Below are 17568 nucleotides of genomic sequence, written 5' to 3'. Positions count from 1 at the left end.
TAATAGCGGTAGTGGAAACGTGAGCAAATATGACCTTTACCGCTATAATCGACGCCTTTTTCAAGCGACGAGCCGCCCTATGCCACACTCGAGCAACCCGATCCAGTCAGCCCAACGCACCATACGCCTGGAAATCGAGGCCATCGAGGCGCTTCTTGCACGCATCGACGATACGTTCACCACGGCCTGCAAACTGATTCTCGAGTGCAAGGGGCGGATAGTGGTCGTCGGCATGGGCAAATCCGGGCACATCGGGCGCAAGATTGCCGCCACCCTGGCGAGTACCGGAACACCGGCATTCTTCGTCCATCCCGGCGAAGCCAGCCACGGAGACATGGGCATGATCACACGCGACGATCTGGTCCTGGCCCTTTCCAACTCCGGCTCCACCGTGGAGATCCTTACCCTGCTGCCACTGATTCAACGCCTTGGCATCACCCTGATCAGCATGACCGGCAATCCAGACTCTCCCCTGGCAGGAGCGGCTACCGTCAATCTCGACGCCGGCGTCAGCCAGGAAGCCTGTCCGCTCAATCTGGCGCCCACCTCATCCACCACGACCGCCTTGGTGCTCGGCGACGCACTGGCCATCGCCCTGCTCGAGGCGCGAGGCTTCACCGCCGAGGACTTCGCCTTCTCCCACCCCGGCGGCGCTCTCGGCCGTCGCCTGCTGCTGAAGGTGGAAAACATCATGCACGCCGGCGATAGCCTGCCCTGCGTGCAGCGCGGCACCACGCTGCGCGAAGCGCTGCTGGAAATGACCCACAAGGGGCTTGGCATGACCGTGGTGCTCGAGACCGATGGACGTTTGGCCGGCATCTTCACGGACGGCGACCTGCGTCGCGCCCTGGATCGCAATATCGATGTGCGCCAGGCCACCATCGACGAAGTGATGACCCCGCACGGCAAGACCGCACGCGCAGGAATGCTCGCCGCCCAGGCCCTGAAAATCATGGAAGACCACAAGATCAACGCCCTGGTGGTGGTAGACGAGGAGGATCGTCCGGTCGGCGCCTTGAATATGCACGATCTGCTGCAGGCGGGGGTTCTGTAAGATGAACGACGAACTGCTGCAGCGGGCTCGGGGCATTCGCCTGGCCGTTTTCGATGTCGACGGAGTGCTCACCGACGGGCGTCTGTATTTTCTGGCCGACGGCAGCGAATTCAAGACTTTCAACACGCTGGACGGTCATGGCATCAAGATGCTGATCAATTCCGGAGTGCGCACCGCTATCATCAGCGGCCGCAGCACCCCGGTTGTCGAGCGCCGTGCCCGGAACCTGGGCATCCAGCACCTGTACCAGGGGCGCGAAGACAAGCTGGCCGTGCTGGATGAGCTGCTTGCCGAACTGAAGCTGGACCACGGGCAGGTCGCCTACCTCGGTGACGATCTCCCCGACCTGCCGGTCATCCGTCGTGTCGGCCTGGGCATGGCCGTGGCCAGCGCCGACTCCTTCGTCCGCCAGCATGCCCACGGCGTCACCCGGGCGCGCGGCGGCGAAGGTGCGGCCCGTGAATTCTGCGAGCTGATCCTGCAGGCCCAGGGCAACCTCGAAACCCTCCAGAGCGCTTACCTGTAGAGGCGATGATGCTGCGCAAACTTCGCTCCCCCCTGATCCTGCTCCTGCTGGTCCTGGCTGCTCTGCTGGCGGCAGTGGGTTACTGGAACATTCGCCCTGCGAGCTTCATGGACAAGACGCCTGCCGCCACTGACGACAGCGCCATCGACTTCTACGTGACCAACGCCTACACACTGCAATACCAAGCCGAAGGCAAGCTGCATTACGAGATGACAGCCGAAAAAGTGGAACACCTCAAGACCAGCGAGATCACCCTGCTCACCCGACCCGACCTGCTGCTTTTCCGCGGCACGCCCATTCCCTGGCACGTTCGCAGCGAGCGCGGCGAAGTCAGTCCCGCAGGGGATCAGGTCGAACTGGTCGATGCGGTGCGGGTCGAGCGCACCGATACCCAGGGACGCCCGACCATCCTCACAACCAGTCGCCTGAGCGTGTTTCCCGAGCGGGAATATGCCGAAACCCAGCAACCCGTTAAGATCGAAGCGGCCAACGGGGTGACCACGGCCGTCGGGATGAAAGCGTATTTGGATGACAGCAGGATGCACCTGCTGTCCAGTGTAAGAGGCCAGCATGAGGTTCGCTAACCGTTTTTCCCACCGGGCCCTCCCTCTCCTGCTCAGCCTGCCCCTGCTGGGGGCGGCGAGCGCCTGGGCCCTCTCATCCGATCGCGACCAGCCGATTCGCGTCCAGGCCGACAGCGCCGAACTCGATGACAAGCAAGGGGTCGCGGTCTACCACGGCGACGTGGTGATCACTCAGGGCACGCTGAAGATCACCGGCAACAAGGTCACCATCACCCAGGACGACAATGGCGACATCAAGGTCTTCACCTCGGTCGGCAATCCGGCCTACTACGAGCAGAAGCCGGCGCCCGACAAGAGCGTCGTCAAGGCCTACGGTCAGACCATCCAGTATTTCGCCGAAAACGAACGCATCGTGTTGATCGACAAGGCTCGCGTGATCCAGGACGGCAACACCTTCGAAGGGGAGAAGATCGTCTACGACACCCAGCGCCAGATCGTCAACGCAGGTCGCGCCACGGGGGCCAAGGTAACCAGCCCGAAGCCGCGGATCGACATGGTCATTCAACCGAAAAAGAAACAGCAGCCAGGACAGACACAGTAATGGCCACCCTCAAAGCCCAGCATTTGGCCAAAAGCTACAAGGGCCGCCAGGTCGTCCGCGACGTCAGCCTCTCCATCGAGAGCGGCCAGATCGTCGGCCTGCTCGGTCCCAACGGCGCAGGCAAGACCACCTGTTTCTACATGATCGTCGGCCTGGTCCGTGCCGATCAGGGGCGTATCCTGGTCGATCAGGACGATGTAACCCATCTCCCCATGCACGGCCGCGCCCGGGTGGGTATCGGCTACCTGCCCCAGGAGGCTTCGATCTTCCGCAAGCTCACGGTGGCCGACAACATCATGGCGATTCTCGAAACGCGCAAGGATCTCGACAAAGAAGGCCGCCGCCAGGCGCTCGAAGCCCTGCTGCAGGAGTTCCACATCAGCCATATTCGCGACAGCCTCGGCATGAGCCTCTCCGGCGGCGAACGGCGTCGCGTCGAGATCGCCCGCGCCCTGGCCACCACACCGAAGTTCATCCTGCTCGACGAACCCTTTGCCGGCGTCGACCCGATCTCGGTGAACGATATCAAGCAGATCATCCACCACCTCAAGAACAAGGGCATCGGCGTCCTGATCACCGACCATAATGTCCGTGAAACGCTGGATATCTGCGAAACCGCCTACATTGTCAACGATGGACAATTGATAGCCGAAGGCGACGCCGAGGCCGTCCTCACCAACAAACTGGTGCAGGAGGTCTATCTCGGCCACGAATTCCGACTATGAAACGCTCCACAGAATGGGATAGACCAGTCAAATTCCGTTATAATCAGGCATAGAATTTGCTTTAAGAGGGCGCATCGTCGCCTCGTAGTGATTGACGCGAATGCTTCGGCAAATATGGTGCTTCCTACAATATGAAACCATCGCTAGTCCTTAAGATGGGGCAGCAGCTGACGATGACCCCGCAGCTGCAACAAGCCATCCGTCTGCTTCAACTGTCGACCCTGGATCTGCAGCAGGAAATCCAGGAGGCCCTCGACTCCAATCCCATGCTGGAACGTCAGGAGGACGCCGAGGACTACGACAGCCCGGATATGCTGGGCGAGCATGGAGACCAGTCGACGCTCGACACCACGCCCGGCTCTTACCAGGAAGGCTACGAGAGCGGGGCGGCCAGCGAGGATGGCGGTACCCTCGAAGAGGGCGACTGGCACGAGCGGATTCCCAGCGAGCTGCCGGTGGATACCGCCTGGGAAGACATCTACCAGACCAGTGCCAGCAACCTGCCGAGCACCGATGAAGACGAGTGGGACTTCACCACCCGCACCTCCACGGGCGAGAGCCTGCAGAGCCATCTGCTCTGGCAGTTGAACCTGACCCCGATGTCGGATACCGATCGCCTGATCGCCGTCACTCTGATCGACAGCATCAACAGCGACGGCTATCTGGAGGCCGCCCTGGAGGAAATCCTCGCCTCTCTGGACCCGGAACTGGGAGTCGAACTCGACGAAGTGGAAATGGTGCTGCGCCGCATCCAGCAATTCGAACCGGCCGGGATCGCTGCCCGCGACCTCAGCGAATCGCTGCTGCTGCAACTGCGCCAGCTACCGCCCGATACCCCCTGGCTGGAAGAGGCGAAACGACTGGCCAAGGACTATCTCGACCTGCTGGGTAACCGCGACTTCACCCAGTTGATGCGACGCATGAAACTCAAGGAAGAAGAATTGCGTCCGGTGATCGAGCTGATCCAGAGCCTCAACCCTCGTCCCGGGGCCCAGATCGAGAGCAGCGAGCCCGAATATGTCGTGCCTGACGTCATCGTGCGCAAGCACAACGACCGCTGGCTGGTGGAGCTCAATCAGGAGGCGGTGCCGCGCCTGCGCATCAACCCGCATTACGCTGGCTTCATCAGACGCGCCGACGCCAGCGCCGACAACACCTTCATGCGCAACCAACTGCAGGAGGCGCGCTGGTTCATCAAGAGCCTGCAAAGTCGCAACGAAACCCTGATGAAGGTTTCGACCCAAATCGTCGAGCACCAGCGCGGCTTTCTCGACTACGGCGAAGAGGCCATGAAACCGCTGGTGCTGCACGATATCGCCGAGGCTGTCGGCATGCACGAATCGACCATCTCCAGGGTCACCACCCAGAAATACATGCACACTCCACGCGGTATTTACGAGCTGAAGTACTTCTTTTCCAGTCACGTCAGTACCGCCGAAGGCGGTGAGTGCTCGTCCACGGCCATCCGCGCCATCATCAAGAAATTGATTGCGGCGGAAAATCCGAAAAAGCCATTGAGCGACAGCAAGATCGCTGGTTTACTGGAAGAACAAGGCATACAGGTGGCTCGCCGTACAGTTGCCAAATACCGGGAATCGCTCAGTATTGCGCCTTCCAGCGAACGCAAGCGGCTTATGTAACGGGACGGGATCGGGTGTGCCCATTGCGCTGGCAGCAACCGCCCGGCGCCTCACTCGAAGCAGCGTATACCGGTAGCAGGCCCGTCAGCCTGCATCAAATAGAAACAAGGAGAAGCGGTATGCAAGTCAACATCAGTGGACATCAACTGGATGTGACCGACGCCCTGCGCGACTATGTCGAGGAGAAGATCAGCCGGCTCGAACGCCATTTCGACCGCATCACCAGTGTCCAGGTGATCATGACGGTCGAGAAGCTCAAGCAAAAGATCGAAGCGACCCTGCATGTCTCCGGCGCCGAAGTGGTCGCCAATGCCGAGCACGAAGACATGTATGCGGCCATCGATCTGCTGGCCGACAAGCTTGATCGCCAACTGATCAAGCACAAGGAAAAGCAGATCGAACGCCAGCAGGGCGCAACGGCCCGCTGACTCTCCTGTCCCATGATCAGACTCGAAGACATTCTGACCCCCGGCCGTTCCCTGGTGAACGTGCCGGGAGGAAGCAAGAAACGCGCTCTCGAATACATAGCCAATCTGGTCGCCCGCGAAATGCCCGATCTGAATCAGCAGACGATTTTCGAGAACCTGATTGCCCGTGAAAAACTGGGCTCGACCGGTTTCGGTAACGGCATCGCCATTCCTCATTGCCGCCTGCCCGGCTGTCCTGCCCCGATCAGTGTCCTGCTGCGGCTGGATGCGCCGATCGACTTCGATGCCATCGATGGCGCTCCGGTAGACCTTCTGTTCGTTCTGCTGGTGCCGGAAGCCGCCACCGACGAGCATTTGCAATTGCTTCGCCAGATTGCCAGCATGCTCGATCGTAGCGAGGTGCGCGAGCGCCTGCGCCAGGTCGAGAGCAGCGAGGCCCTTTACCAGGTGGTCGCGGACGCACAGAAGAGCCTGTAAAGTTTCCACCGGAATGCGGAGGTTCGTCGGCCGTGAACGAGCAAATTGGCAACCCAGCTTTCGGCATTCATGCCTGACGACGGAAAGCTCTCATCATGCGCGTGATCATCGTCAGTGGCCGCTCTGGCTCCGGTAAAAGCACCGCCCTCAACGTGCTGGAAGACAACGGCTTCTTCTGCATCGACAACCTGCCGGCGGTCCTGCTTCCCGAGCTGGCCGAGCGGGCGCTGTTGCATACCGAACTGCTCGAGCCACAGGTCGCCGTATCCATCGACGCACGCAACCTGCCCAGCCAGTTGAAACGCTTCCCCGAACTGCTCGCCGAAGTGCGCACCCGTTATATTCTCTGCGACCTGCTCTACCTGGATGCCGACGACAAAACCCTGCTCAAGCGCTTCTCGGAAACCCGCCGGCGCCACCCGCTGACCAATGAGAATCGCTCGCTGGCCGAAGCGATCCGCGACGAAGGCCGTTTGCTCACACCGATCAAGGATCTGGCCGATCTGAAGATCGACACGACCCATCTCAATCTTTACCAGTTGCGCGACACGCTCAAGCTGCGTCTGCTGAACAAGCCGGAACCGGGAACGGCCTTTCTGATCGAATCCTTCGGTTTCAAGAAGGGAATGCCGGTGGATGCGGATCTGGTATTCGATGTGCGCTGTCTGCCCAACCCCTACTGGAAACCGGATCTGCGCGACTTTTCCGGCCTGGACCAACCGGTCGCCGACTACCTCGCCGTCCAGCCGGACGTCGAAGAGATGTATCAGGACATCCTGACCTATTTGCAGAAATGGCTGCCCCGCTTCGCCGCCAGCAACCGCGCTTATGTCACCATCGCGATCGGATGCACCGGCGGCCACCACCGTTCGGTCTACCTGGCCGATCGGCTCGGCCAAGCCTTGAAGCAGTCACTCAAGAACGTTCAGGTTCGCCACCGCGACCTTTGCTGACGCTGAAGGATGGATAACGCGATGCCCGCCTGCGAAGTCACCATCATCAACAAGCTCGGGCTGCATGCCCGGGCAGCCGCCAAGTTCGTCGGCATCGCCGGACGCTATGCCTGCGCGGTACGCATCGGCCGCGCTCCGGAGAATCTGGTCGATGGCAAGAGCATCATGGCGGTCATGATGCTGGCTGCCGGCAAAGGAACGGTCATTCACCTGCATACGGAAGGCGAGCAAGACAGGGAGGCGCTGGAGGCCTTGGTCCAACTGATCAACAATCGCTTCGACGAAGACGAATGACGCTGCCCCACTACCGCCGGGAGCCCCGACGGTAGCCATTCGGCTCGGCGCCACCCCGCTCAGCTTCCCGCCAGGGTCATCCGCTCCACGAGCACCGAACCGGTGCAGATGTTGCTGCGATGCTCCAAATCGTTACCGACCGCGACAATCCGTCGGAACATATCACGCAGATTGCCGGCGATGGTCACTTCCTGGACCGGATACTGGATCTCGCCGTTCTCGACCCAGAAACCACCGGCACCACGGGAGTAATCGCCGGTCACCAGGTTGAGTCCCTGCCCCATCAGCTCGGTCAACAGCAATCCACGCCCCATTCGGCGAATCAGTGCGGCCTGATCCTCATCGCCATGGGTCACAAACAGGTTGTGCACCCCACCGGCGTTGGCCGTGCTCGGCATACCCAGCTTGCGTCCCGAATAGGTTCCCAAGGCATAGCTGGCCAAGCGCCCCTGCTCGACGAAATGCTTGGCGCGGGTCGGTAATCCATCGGCGTCGAAGGCGGCGCTGCCCAACGCCCGGGGAATATGCGGGCGCTCGTCGAGACTCAACCACTCGGGAAACAACTGCTCGCCAAGGGCTCCCTCGAGGAAAGAGGCATGCCGATAGAGATTGCCGCCGGTAATGGCGGCGATGAAATGCCCGAACAGGCCGGTAGCCAGTTCGGCGGAGAACAGCACCGATACCTCACAGGTCGGCACCGGCCGCGCGCCGAGACGACGCGCGGCCCGCTCCGCCGCCTGCCGACCGATCGTCTGCGGATCGGCCAGCGCCTCGCCAATCCGGTTGACGTCATACCAGTAGTCGCGCTGCATCTGGCCTTCGCCTTCGGCGATCATCACGCAACTGAGACTGTGCCGGGTACTGGCATAGCCGCCGACGAAGCCATGGCTGTTGCCGTAGACGCGGCATCCCTGGTGCGAATTGAGCGAAGTGCCGTCGGCATTGCGAATCCGCGGATCGGCGGCAAAGGCCGCCGCCTCGCATTCCAGCGCGCGCTCGATGGCCTGCTCGGGAGCGATCGCCCAAGGATGGAAGAGATCCAGTTCCGGTAGCTCGTCCGGCATCAGGCCAGCGTCCGGCAGACCGGCGCAGTCGTCCTCGGAAGCGTGCCGGGCGATCGCCAACGCGGCAGCCACGGTTTCCCGGATCGCCTCCTCGCCCGTCGCCGAAGTGCTCGCCGAGCCCTTGCGCTGACCGAGATAGAGGGTGATGCCGAACCCCTGGTCGCGATTGAACTCGACGGTCTCCACCTCACCCTGGCGCACGGTGGTGGACAGGCCCTGCTCGATGGATACGGATACCTCGCAGGCTGTGGCGCCCTGCCGCGCGCTTTCGGCGAGTATCCGCTCGACCTTGGCCCGCAACTCCGGCAGCGCCTGCGGACCTACCATTTCTGCTGGATTCATAACTACTCCTGTCAGGTCCGGGCCAGTCGCTCCGGAGCTGCTGTTATCATGGCGGCCTGTATCTCTGGACCACCACCATGTCTGAATTTCACCAAGACCTCTCCGAAGAGAAGAGCAAATCCCAGGTCAAGCGCGAGTTGCATGCCCTGCAGGAACTCGGCGAGCGCCTCGCCGGCCTCAGGCCCGAGCAGCTCGATCGCCTGCCGTTGACCGACGCCTTGCGCCGCGCCTTGCTGGATGCGCCGAAACACACCGCGCACATCGCCCGCAAGCGGCACATCCAGTACATCGGCAAGCTGATGCGCGACCAGGACATTGACGCCATTCTCGCCCTCTTCGAGCAGTTGGACGCCTCCAGCCGCCAGTACAACGAGCGCTTTCACGCCCTCGAGCGCTGGCGCGACCGGCTGCTCGACGGCGGCGACGAAGCGCTCGAGGCCTTCGTCGGCGACTACCCGGACACCGACCGCCAGCACCTGCGCGGCCTGATCCGCCAGGCCCGCCACGAGACGGCGCAGAACAAGCCACCGGCCGCCAGCCGCAAGATCTTCAAATACATCCGCGATCTCGACGAAAGCAGGCGCGGGCTTCGCTGATACCCCGGCACCGGCCTCAGGCCCCGGTACCGCCGACGGTGATCGCATCGATCTTCAGGGTAGGCTGGCCGACCCCTACCGGAACCGACTGACCGTCCTTGCCACAGGTGCCGACACCGCTATCCAGCACCAGGTCGTTGCCGACCATGGAAACCCGGGTCATCACCTCCGGACCATTGCCGATCAGGGTCGCTCCCTTGACCGGCGCCGTGATCCGGCCATCCTCGATCAGGTAGGCCTCGCTGGTGGAGAAGACGAACTTGCCACTGGTGATGTCCACCTGGCCGCCGCCGAGGCTGGCGCAATAGATCCCCTTCTTCACCGAGGCGATGATCTCCTCGGGTTCGCTTTCCCCGGCCAGCATGTAGGTGTTGGTCATGCGCGGCATCGGCAGGTGCGAATAGGACTCGCGGCGACCGTTGCCGGTCGGCGCCACGCCCATCAGGCGGGCGTTCAGCTTGTCCTGCATGTAACCGCGCAGAATGCCGTTCTCGATCAGCGTGGTGCATTGGGTCGGCGTGCCCTCGTCGTCCAGGCTGAGCGAGCCGCGCCGGCCGGCCAAGGTGCCGTCGTCGACGATGGTGCACAAGCTGGAAGCCACCTGCTCGCCGATCCGGCCACTGTAGGCCGAGCTGCCCTTGCGGTTGAAATCCCCTTCCAGTCCATGGCCGACCGCCTCGTGCAGCAGCACGCCGGACCAGCCCGGACCGAGCACCACCGGCAGCGTACCGGCCGGCGCCGGGATCGTTTCGAGGTTGACCAGCGCCTAGCGCACGGCCTCGCGGGCATAGCCCATGGCACGTTCCTCGTCGAGGAAGAAACGGTAGTCGGTGCGTCCGCCGCCACCGTGCCCGCCGCGCTCGCGACGGCCATTCTGCTCGACGATGACACTGACGTTGAAACGCACCAGCGGACGCACATCGGCACCCAGGCTGCCGTCGCTGGCAGCGATCAGGATGTGCTCCCAGGCGCCGGCCAGACTCACGGTGACCTGCTTGATGCGCGGGTCCAGCGACCGCGTGGCGGCATCGACGCACTTGAGCAGCTCGACCTTCGCAGCCCGATCGATCACCTCCAGCGGATTGTCGGCTGCATAGAGACGCGTCACCGACGCTCCGGTAAAAGCCTGCACGCGGCCCGACTGCCCGCTACGGGCGATCGAACGCGCCGCCTGGGCCGCCTGACGCAACGCCTCGCCGGTGATCGCGTTGCTGTAGGCGAATCCGGTCTTCTCGCCGGACTGGGCGCGCGCACCGACGCCCTGGTCGAGATGGAAGCTGCCCTCCTTGACGATACCGTCCTCCAGCACCCAGGACTCGGATACCTGGCTCTGGAAATACAGGTCGGCCGCGTCGATGCCGGGGCCGGCCAGTTCGCCGAGCAGCGCCGGCAAGGCATCGAGATCCAGACCACCGGGGCTCAGCAACTGCTGGCTGACGGGTAACAACAACTCGCTCATATTCACTCCATTTCGATCGGCCGCGGCACGGCCGACACTGAAAATCGCCGATGGCGCTGCACCGGCATACGCTGACGGATCGCCGCCTGCTCGTCGGCATCCCGGCGGGCCAGCAGTACGCCCTCGCCCTGCGCCTGCTCGGCCAACGGCCGCCCCCAGGGATCGACGATGACCGAATGGCCGTAGGTTTCCCGGGGGCCGGGATGCAGGCCCCCCTGGGCGGCCGCCAGCAGATAGCACTGGGTTTCCAGCGCACGCGCACGCACCAGCACATGCCAGTGGGCGCCGCCGGTCACCGCCGTGAAGGCCGAGGGAGCGCTGATCAGCTCGGCCCCGGCATCGCGCAGGGCGGCATAGAGCTCGGGGAAGCGCAGGTCGTAGCAGACCGACAGACCGAGCCGACCGGCCGGGGTATCCGCCACCACGATCCGCTCACCATGGGCATAGTCGTCCGATTCGCGGTAGCGTCCGCGCTGGTCGGCCACGTCCACGTCGAACAGGTGCAGCTTGTCGTAGCGAGCCACCTGCTCGCCATGCTCGTCGAACAACAGCGAACAGGCATGGGCCTTGGCCCACGGCCGGCCGTCCGGCGGCAGCGGCAGGGTACCCGCGACTATCCACAGGCCGAAATCACGGGCCGCCTGGCGCAGGCAGGGCAGCACCGGCCCTTGCCCTTCGGCCTCGGCACGGGCCAGGGCAGCGCTATCGCGCCGACCCAGGGCGGCGAAGTTCTCCGGCAGAACGGCAAGGCGCGCGCCCCCGATAGCGGCCTGCTCGAGCAGACGGCGCGCGGTCGCGAGGTTGGCCGGCACATCGTCCTGGCTGACCATCTGCAATACCGCCACGTTCATTGGCCTTCTCCGCTTTTCCAGGATTTGTCTGCCCAAGCTCTCGCACTTTGCCAGCCACTGCAAGCCTTCCTGCGGCTAGCGCGGCTTCTCGAAAGGCTTGTCGAAGGTAATTCTAGGCTCTCGCCAAGGACCCTGGACGCGATACTGCACACTGGCGAAACGTGCCACGCGATCGCCGAGCAGCTTGTCCACGACGAACAAGGCCCCGCCGACCGCCGGTGCGCCGGCCAGCAGGGCGGCGAGCGGCAGGTTGTTGGTGATCGGCAGGGTGACCAGCAGCTTGGCATCGATATTATCGCCGGGCAGGTTGAGGACGCCGTCCAGCTCCAGATTGCTCGAGGGGCCGGTCAGGGTCAGCGGAATCTCCGTCCGGAAGACTCCGTCGCGCCCTTCGACCAGCCCCTTGACCCGGTCGTAGCTCAACCCCTTGCCGAACAGGTCGGAGAAATCCAGGCGCAACCGACGGCCAATGGCATTGAAGTTGAGCAGGCCGAACGCCCGCAGGGCCGAGGCCGCGCCCTCCACTTCGTGGAACTGCCCTCGTCTCAGGCTGACATCGAAGCTGCCCGTATAGCGCTGCAAGGCCAGGGCCGCCGGAGAGCCCGGCCAGTTGCCATCGATGTCCACACGGAACGTCTCGCTGGAAGCACTCGGGGCGAATCCCCAGGCCAGCAGCACATCGGCGAGGTCGCCCCCCTGCAAGCGCCCCCGGAACCAGCTACGGGTAGCGCCGGGCCGCCCCTGCCAGCCGGCGCTGCCGAGCACTCGCAAGCCCTTGAGGTCCAGATCCAGGTCGCTGAACTGCACGCCGTCGGGACGCGGCCGGGCCTTCAACGACCAGGCCCCCAGCGGCTCGGCGCCCTGTTGCAGACGGGCGATGCGCACATCCAGCGCCGGAATCTTCCGCGGGTCGACCGCCTGCAGGGAATCGTCGGCCGACGCGCCGGATGGCGCACCGCTAGATCCGGCCACACTGGCCGGTAGTTGCAGATGCGACAGATCGACGACGATCGGCGCCTGGGAAGTCGTCGGAATGGCGATGCGCCCCTGAACCTGCGGGCTTTCCAGTTGCAGGTTCCAGCCGGCCCGGCCGGATGTCAGCGAGGCGCCGAGCGAGTCCAGGTGGACACCGAGCCCCTGGAAACGACCGATCTCCAGTTCGGCGCCACGCAGCAGGCCGGCCTGCGCACCGCCTTGGGCGGCCAGAGGGGCCAGAGCTACCTGCCAGGCGTCCCAGTCCAGGGTGGGAATCCGACCGCGCAGCCAGAGGCCACGTGCCCTCGGCAACCGAGCTTTGCCGCTGCCGAGAAGCAGTTCGCCGCGCCCCTCGCCGAAGCGTCCGGACGGCGCGGCCAGAGCCAGACTGGCCTGATCGGCGTAATCCAGCCGGTAACGGCGCTCGGCGCCATCCAGGGTCATGCGCCAACGCGTATTGCGGGCCTCTCCGGCCGGCTTGCCCAGCGGCTCCGGCAGATCGATGCGCAGGCCGCGCAAGGTGGAATCGGCCTGTAGCCAACTGTTCGCGCCGTCCAGCAGCAACTCGAGGCGATAAGGTAGCTCGCCGGACAGCGGCAGGCGCTGGCTTACCTGCAACCACTTGGCAAGCGCCGCCGCGGATACCTGACCGTTGGCCTGGATACGGGTCCGCGCCTTGCCCTTGCGCCCCTCGGCGAGAGCCCGGCCGCGTACCGGCCGGCCGAACGCCTGGGCGCGGATGTCCGGCGCACTGAGCCCCTTCGCCGTATCGTAGCTGAAGGCACCTTGCAGGCGGGTCAGTTGCAGGTTCGGCTGGGCCATCTGCAGGCGCGCGCCCTCGGTGTGCAACTCCGCCACCACTCGCGGTGGCCGATCCACCTCCCGGCGCAACGGGATGTCCAGCGTGAGCCGCCCCCGCAGCGGCCCCTCGCCCGACCAGCCGGCGAAGATTTCCGCGGTCTCCAGCGGCGCCTCCCGGAGAATGCGCAGGCCGTCGCCGACACTGCCTTCCAGCTCGCCTTCCACCTGCAAGTGCGGCACCCCGCCCTTGGCCGAAGGAATCTCGGCCATGGCCGAACTCAGCCGGGTGTCCAGCACCCGCCCGCTATCCAGGCGCACGCGCACGCCGCTGTCCTCGACGAACACCTCGCCCTGCGCCTCGCGCAACGCCGGCCAGCCCGGCTGATAGGCCAGCTCGACATCGCGCACCTTGAAGAACAGAGCGAGACTGCGCGCCGCATCCTCGGCGCCCTTGTTCAGCGAGCCCTGATAGAGGAAATAGCCTTCGTCCACGCGGCCGGCACGGATCGCGGTCTTCAGCCAGTCGGCCAGTTGCGGCGACAGCCCGGGCGAAAGGGTCGGCAGGTATTTCTCGGCGTAACGGGCATCGCCATCGCGCAGACCGACGCGCAGATCCATGTAGTCCTCCTCCGCCGGATCGCGGCGCAGGCGGATCAGGAAGTCCCCGCTGGCGCGTCCCTCCTCGCCGTCCGTCTGCACGTAGGGGCTGCGCAGGGTCACGCTCTGCTCGTCGATCCGCCAGAACAACTGACCGGCCGCATGCCGGTAGTGCCAGGGACGGGGGAACAGGCGCGCGAGATGCAGGGCGAGGTCCTCGCCGTTGAAGCGCAGCTCGCCGCCGGCCAGATCGCCGCTGACACTGCCGCTGACATTGTTCGCCGCCGGCACACCCTGCCAGGCATCGAAGGCCACGCCCTGAAGATTGGCCGCATAGGCGAGACGCTGGCCTCCCTCGGCCCGGGGACGGTAATCCAGCCGCAGGTTGCGCAGGCTGCCACGCGGCCGCAAGGCCTCCAGGGCGCCTTCGGCGGCCTCCGGCAGCGGCGCAAGGGACTGTACCAGCGGGGTCAGCGGGGTCAGGTCGAGGTGGTTGGCGGTCAGCGTCCAGGCAGAGGCGGCATCGGCCGCGGTCCGGTGCTCGAGCGCGATCTGCACGCCCGCCCAGCGGCTCTCGCCGAAGTCGGCTTGCAGCGAATCGATCAAGGCGCGGAGATTTTCGCCATCGCTCAGAAAATGCCCGCTCAGCGCCAGGTCACGCACCTCGGCCGGCGCCTGCCCGGTGCGCTGGATGCGCAGCTCGGGCGCCTGCAGGCGGGCCGCCGCGCGCTGCAGGCGGCTCTTGTCCCAGGCCAGCCAGAACTCGCCGCCGGCACGCAGCCGCTCGATCCGCCAGTCGCCGGTCAGGCTGCGCGGCACCCAGCTCGCCCAATCGCTCTGCGGCAGGCTGACGTAGAGTTCGGCGGAACTCTGCCGCCAGCCCTCGTCGGCCAACTGGCCGTGCAGGCTCAATTGCAGCGGCTGGCCGTCGGGCAGGATCAGCCGACCGTCGAGACGCTGCCGCCAGCCGTCGCTGCGCAACGTGAGGTCGACGTTCTGGAGAGAGAAAGGCTCCTGCCCGTGCGGCGCGAAGGTGACCTGGCTGTCCAGCAGCGACAGATGATCGATCCGCTCGAGCGCGCGCAGGGACTCGTCCGGGTTGAACGGCCGCTGCCGGCCGCGCTGCGGCGCCCCCTCCAGGGTCCAGCGTCCACCGGCATCCTGCGCCAGAGTGAAACTCACCCCCTCGACCTCCAGCGCGGCGACGCGCAACTCGCGGGCCAGCAGAGTGCGCAGCAGATCGAGGCGCACCTGGACCCGCTCCAGGTGCAGCGCATCCTCGCCCTCGCCGATCGTCACGTCACGCGCCAGCAGGCGTGGCGACAAGGCGGTCCAGCGCCCCTCCAGGGCACGGATGGCGACCGGCATGTCCAGTACGTCGCGGACCCGCGCCTGCACTTCGAGGCGCGTGTCGGCGACCAGTGGCGCCAACTGACGCCCCAGGCTGACGCTCAGCGCCAACAGCATCAGGCCGAGGAAACCGAGCCCGAGCAGGATACGCAGGACGATCGCGAACAGGCGGGAGGATCGCGGCATGATCAGCGCTTACAGCAGGACGACATCGTATTGCTCCTGGGAGTAAGTGCCCTCGACCTGGAACTTGATCGGACGGCCGATGAAGGCCTCGAGATCGGCGACGTTGCCCGACTCCTCGTCGAGCAGTCGATCGACCACCTTCTGATTGGCCAGCACCAGATAGCCCTCGGCCTGGTAGGCGCGGGCCTCCCGGAGAATCTCGCGGAAGATCTCGTAACAGATGGTCTCCGCCGTCTTCAGCTTGCCACGCCCCTGGCAGCAGCTGCAGGGCTCGCAGAGCACCTGTTCGAGGCTCTCCCGGGTGCGCTTGCGGGTCATCTGCACCAGCCCCAGCACGGTGATGCCGATGATGTTGGTCTTGGCGTGGTCGCGCTCCAGCTGCTTCTCCAGGGTACGCAGCACCTGGCGCTGATGCTCCTCGTCCTCCATGTCGATGAAGTCGATGATGATGATCCCGCCCAGATTGCGCAGGCGCAGCTGGCGGGCGATCGCGATGGCCGCCTCGAGATTGGTCTTGAAGATGGTTTCTTCCAGGGTGCGATGGCCGACGAAGGCGCCGGTATTGACGTCGATGGTGGTCATCGCCTCGGCCGGATCGATGATCAGGTAGCCACCGGACTTGAGCATCACCTTGCGCTCCAGGGCCCGCTGGATCTCGTCCTCGACGCCATAGAGGTCGAAGATCGGGCGCTCGCCGGGATAATGCTCGAGGTGGTCGGTGATCTCGGGCATCAGTTCGGAGACGAACTGCAAAACCTTCTGGAAGGTTTCCCGCGAGTCGATGCGGATTTTCTCGATGCGCGGGCTGACTAGGTCGCGCAGGGTGCGCAGGGCCAGGCTGAGGTCCTCGTAGATCACCGCCGGTGCGCTGGCGGTCTGGATCTGCCCGGCGATCTGGTCCCACAAGCGGCGCAGATAGCGGATATCCGCGAGAATCTCGTCGGCGCCGGCACCCTCGGCGGCGGTACGCAGGATGAAACCGCCCTCGTGCTCGATCCCTTCGCTGGCCACGCAGTCGGCTACCACCTTCTTGAGACGCTCGCGCTCGGCCTCCTCCTCGATCTTCAGGGAGATGCCCACGTGGCGGGTACGCGGCATGTAGACCAGATAGCGGGAAGGAATCGACAGGTGGGTGGTCAGTCGGGCCCCCTTGCTGCCGATCGGGTCCTTGGTGACCTGCACCACCAGGCTCTGTCCCTCGTGCACCAGGGCCGCGATGTTCTCCACCGCACTGCCCTCGCGGGTGGAGATTTCCGCGGCATGGATGAATGCCGCGCGCTCCAGGCCGATGTCGATGAAGGCTGCCTGCATGCCCGGCAGCACCCGCACCACCCGCCCCTTGTAGATGTTGCCGACGATGCCGCGGCGCTGGGTGCGCTCGACGTGCACCTCCTGCAGTACGCCGTTCTCCACCACCGCCACGCGCGACTCCATCGGCGTGATATTGATCAGGATTTCTTCGCTCATCGCATATTCCCGAAGCTGGGCGCGGCTTGTCCGCTCAGGCGCCTTGTCATTGTCGTTGCCAGCATGGAATGCCGAATTCGGCCAGCAGTTGCGCGGTTTCGCAGAGCGGCAGGCCGACCACCGCCGAGTAGCTGCCCTCGAGATGGCTGACGAATACCGCAGCGAGGCCCTGGATGGCATAGCCGCCGGCCTTGTCCAGCGGCTCGCCGGTGGCCCAGTAGGCCTCGGTCTCGGCAGCGGCGAGCGGACGGAAGGTCACCCGGCTGCGCACCAGCCGCGCCTCGCAACGCCCGGCAGAAGCCAGGGCCACCGCGGTCAGCACCTCGTGCCCGCGCCCGCCGAGCGCCCGCAACATGGCCAGCGCCTCGGCACGACTCCCCGGTTTGCCGAGGATGCGTCCGTCCAGCGCCACGGTGGTGTCCGCACCGAGCACCACCGCCTGGCGGTCGCCGGCGAGGCCGGCCAGACCGGCCGCCGCCTTGTCGCGCGCCAAGCGCTCCACATAGGTTGCCGGAGTTTCGTCCGCCAGGGGAGTCTCGTCGATAGTCACCGCCAGCGTGGTGAAGGGTACGCCGATCTGTGTCAGCAGCTCGCGTCGACGGGGCGAGCCGGAGGCCAGGTAGAGCGTGGCAACCATGCGATTTCCCTCTGTCTGAAG

16 protein-coding genes and 1 pseudogene are annotated in these 17568 nt (G+C 64.8%); 11 read left to right on the top strand and 6 right to left on the bottom strand.

The annotated features are described in order from the left end of the window. Positions 1-79: 79 nt before the first annotated feature. The 10 genes from AVCA_RS05790 to AVCA_RS05745 all read left to right on the top strand — a co-directional run bounded on the left by AVCA_RS05790 (position 80) and on the right by AVCA_RS05745 (position 7222). A complete protein-coding gene (locus AVCA_RS05790; RefSeq protein ID WP_041807000.1) occupies positions 80-1054 on the top strand; it encodes a KpsF/GutQ family sugar-phosphate isomerase in 975 nt (324 codons plus the stop codon). A 1-nt stretch (position 1055) separates the two neighbouring features. Next, positions 1056-1580, top strand: a complete 525-nt coding sequence (locus AVCA_RS05785; protein ID WP_012699929.1) for a KdsC family phosphatase — start codon at positions 1056-1058, stop codon at positions 1578-1580. 8 nt (positions 1581-1588) lie between these two features. After that, on the top strand, positions 1589-2164 hold the full coding sequence (gene lptC, locus AVCA_RS05780; RefSeq protein ID WP_041807512.1) for an LPS export ABC transporter periplasmic protein LptC: 576 nt from the start codon (positions 1589-1591) through the stop codon (positions 2162-2164). Then, complete coding sequence (gene lptA, locus AVCA_RS05775) at positions 2151-2705, top strand: lipopolysaccharide transport periplasmic protein LptA (RefSeq protein WP_012699927.1); 555 nt, start codon at positions 2151-2153, stop codon at positions 2703-2705. The genes lptC and lptA overlap by 14 nt, the downstream gene beginning before the upstream one ends. Next, entirely contained in the window at positions 2705-3430 is a 726-nt protein-coding gene (gene lptB, locus AVCA_RS05770; RefSeq protein ID WP_012699926.1) for an LPS export ABC transporter ATP-binding protein, read from the top strand. The genes lptA and lptB overlap by 1 nt, the downstream gene beginning before the upstream one ends. 131 nt (positions 3431-3561) lie before the next feature. Continuing rightward, complete coding sequence (locus AVCA_RS05765) at positions 3562-5070, top strand: RNA polymerase factor sigma-54 (protein WP_041806998.1); 1509 nt, start codon at positions 3562-3564, stop codon at positions 5068-5070. A 119-nt stretch (positions 5071-5189) separates the two neighbouring features. Continuing rightward, positions 5190-5498, top strand: a complete 309-nt coding sequence (gene hpf / locus AVCA_RS05760; protein WP_012699924.1) for a ribosome hibernation-promoting factor, HPF/YfiA family — start codon at positions 5190-5192, stop codon at positions 5496-5498. Positions 5499-5510: 12 nt separating this feature from the next. Further along, on the top strand, positions 5511-5975 hold the full coding sequence (gene ptsN / locus AVCA_RS05755; RefSeq protein ID WP_012699923.1) for a PTS IIA-like nitrogen regulatory protein PtsN: 465 nt from the start codon (positions 5511-5513) through the stop codon (positions 5973-5975). Positions 5976-6070: 95 nt separating this feature from the next. Further along, a complete protein-coding gene (gene rapZ / locus AVCA_RS05750) occupies positions 6071-6928 on the top strand; it encodes an RNase adapter RapZ (protein WP_012699922.1) in 858 nt (285 codons plus the stop codon). 21 nt (positions 6929-6949) lie between these two features. Continuing rightward, the gene (locus AVCA_RS05745) at positions 6950-7222 is read left to right on the top strand and encodes an HPr family phosphocarrier protein (protein WP_012699921.1); all 273 of its coding nucleotides are present in this window, start codon (positions 6950-6952) and stop codon (positions 7220-7222) included. A 59-nt stretch (positions 7223-7281) separates the two neighbouring features. Here the strand turns inward: AVCA_RS05745 and pmbA are convergent, their stop codons facing one another. Continuing rightward, a complete protein-coding gene (pmbA, locus tag AVCA_RS05740; RefSeq protein WP_012699920.1) occupies positions 7282-8628 on the bottom strand; it encodes a metalloprotease PmbA in 1347 nt (448 codons plus the stop codon). A 77-nt stretch (positions 8629-8705) separates the two neighbouring features. Here pmbA and yjgA point away from each other — a divergent pair, with 77 nt between their 5' ends. Then, on the top strand, positions 8706-9224 hold the full coding sequence (yjgA, locus tag AVCA_RS05735) for a ribosome biogenesis factor YjgA (RefSeq protein WP_012699919.1): 519 nt from the start codon (positions 8706-8708) through the stop codon (positions 9222-9224). A 16-nt stretch (positions 9225-9240) separates the two neighbouring features. Here yjgA and tldD read toward each other — a convergent pair. From tldD to AVCA_RS05710, 5 genes and pseudogenes are all read right to left on the bottom strand, one after another. Beyond that, positions 9241-10683 (bottom strand): annotated as a pseudogene (gene tldD / locus AVCA_RS05730) (metalloprotease TldD). A 2-nt stretch (positions 10684-10685) separates the two neighbouring features. Continuing rightward, complete coding sequence (locus AVCA_RS05725; protein ID WP_012699917.1) at positions 10686-11534, bottom strand: carbon-nitrogen hydrolase family protein; 849 nt, start codon at positions 11532-11534, stop codon at positions 10686-10688. 75 nt (positions 11535-11609) lie between these two features. Further along, positions 11610-15443 carry a YhdP family protein gene (locus AVCA_RS05720; protein ID WP_012699916.1) on the bottom strand — a complete coding sequence of 1278 codons (3834 nt, stop codon included), beginning with the start codon at positions 15441-15443 and terminating at the stop codon, positions 11610-11612. Between the two features lie 9 nt (positions 15444-15452). After that, a complete protein-coding gene (gene rng, locus AVCA_RS05715; RefSeq protein WP_012699915.1) occupies positions 15453-16910 on the bottom strand; it encodes a ribonuclease G in 1458 nt (485 codons plus the stop codon). A gap of 46 nt (positions 16911-16956) precedes the next feature. Then, positions 16957-17547 carry a Maf family protein gene (locus AVCA_RS05710; protein ID WP_012699914.1) on the bottom strand — a complete coding sequence of 197 codons (591 nt, stop codon included), beginning with the start codon at positions 17545-17547 and terminating at the stop codon, positions 16957-16959. Positions 17548-17568: the final 21 nt, after the last annotated feature.

The organism is Azotobacter vinelandii CA (genome assembly GCF_000380335.1).
In the GTDB taxonomy this organism is placed as follows: domain Bacteria; phylum Pseudomonadota; class Gammaproteobacteria; order Pseudomonadales; family Pseudomonadaceae; genus Azotobacter; species Azotobacter vinelandii.
Note: the sequence above shows the minus strand (reverse complement) of the source record. Positions and strands in the feature narration are given on the sequence as shown.